This is a genomic window from Phyllobacterium sp. P5_D12 (assembly GCF_054049495.1).
In genome coordinates this window covers 1-1,512 of record NZ_JBFUMG010000812.1, presented here as the reverse complement: position 1 = coordinate 1,512, position 1,512 = coordinate 1, and the positions used below count along the sequence as shown (strand labels likewise).

Sequence of the window (1,512 nt, the reverse complement as noted above, 5' to 3'; positions counted from 1 at the left end):
GCCGTACATTTCACGTTTACCTGCCTTATAGAGCGTCAGTATCGACGTTCCGGTTGTTCCGGCAAGATAACCGCGCACGACGATTTCGACCGGCAGGATGGTCAGCTTGCGGCAAACCAGTACGTTGGGATCTGGATACTCGATGACGTGATTGGGGCAAATATCCTGCGTCTGTTCAAACTGAAAACGCGCCGTTTGCGTCAGCACCTGACCCTTCAGTGGTATGGACGCAAGAATGCGGTCAAATGCGCTGATGCGGTCCGTGGCGATGATAATGCGCCTTCCATCCGGCAGATCGTAATTCTCTCGAACCTTGCCTTTGTAGTAGTTCGGCAATTCTGGAATATAGGCTTCGGACAGCGCTTTGTATTTCGGCATGGTTCAGAAATCCGCATGAATGATGTAGCCCCGCATAACACAGATAATGGGCAGGGGGAGTCACAATTGTAAGGCTTGGCTCAACGTCCGCCAGTTACGTCAAGGATGGCCCCAGTCACATAGGATGACTCGTCACTCAAGAGCCACACAATGGATTGGCCGACTTCATCGGCAGTACCCGCACGACCGAGTGGTGCGGTAACACCAAGACGCTGCGCCCGGTCCGGTTGGCCGCCGCTGGCATGAATATCGGTCTCGATTAGTCCGGGCCGGACGGCGTTCACACGAATACCTTCCGCTCCGACCTCCTTGGACAGGCCGATCGTCAGCGTATCCATGGCACCTTTCGATCCGGCATAATCGACATATTCGCCCGGTCCGCCGAGCCGTGCGGCCGCAGAGGACAAAAGAACGATTGAACCGCCATTGCCACCACGTGAGCGGGCAAGATGGCGTACGCCCTCGCGTGCGCAGACATAGGCGCCAAGCACGTTCACGTCGAAGATGCGGCGCATACGTTCAATGTCCATATCCATCAGTCGCGAGCCAGGAGCAACAATACCTGCATTCACCACGACACCGTCGAGAGTGCCGAGTTCGGCAGTCTGTTCGAACATGGAGATGACATCGGTTTCGACAGCGACATCGCCTTGAATGGCTATTGCCTTGCCACCCGCTGCAATGATGGCCTCAACCACTTCGTCGGCCGCAGCCTTGTTGCCGACATAGTTGACGCCCACCGACCAGCCCCTCTGACCTGCTAGAATTGCCGACGATCGGCCGATGCCGCGGCTGGCGCCGGTAATCAGAATGGTTTTGGTCATGGCCGATCCTCGAGTTGTCTAGTAAGCGTATTCCAGAAATGCCGGTTCGACGGAACTGCCCCAAGCAGTATTGTACTGCGACAGCATCTGCTCAGCCGACGTTGTTCCACGCGCAACAACTTCCTCCAGCGACGAGAGATAGTGCGTCTCGTCGAAGCCTTCGCTGTTGAGCTTTGCCCGGTTCTTCAGGCCGAGCCGCGAAATCGCCAGCACGTCACGCGATATTTCATGCACAGACCGATTGCGCAGCGTGGCACGCAGGCCTTTCGCAGGAACCTCGTCGCGCAGCGCCTGTACTTCCGGGTAGGTC

The 1,512-nt window shown here is 56.9% G+C and carries 2 protein-coding genes and 1 pseudogene; all 3 read right to left on the bottom strand.

Annotated features, from left to right (window positions below):
* On the bottom strand, positions 1–378 hold a 378-nt coding region (locus ACXJ5O_RS26670), incomplete at its 3' end, for a phosphoribosylaminoimidazolesuccinocarboxamide synthase (RefSeq protein WP_457302538.1).
* An 80-nt stretch (positions 379–458) separates the two neighbouring features.
* Entirely contained in the window at positions 459–1,202 is a 744-nt protein-coding gene (locus ACXJ5O_RS26665; RefSeq protein ID WP_457302537.1) for an SDR family oxidoreductase, read from the bottom strand.
* An 18-nt stretch (positions 1,203–1,220) separates the two neighbouring features.
* Positions 1,221–1,512: pseudogene (locus ACXJ5O_RS26660) on the bottom strand (glutamate--cysteine ligase); the annotation flags it as partial.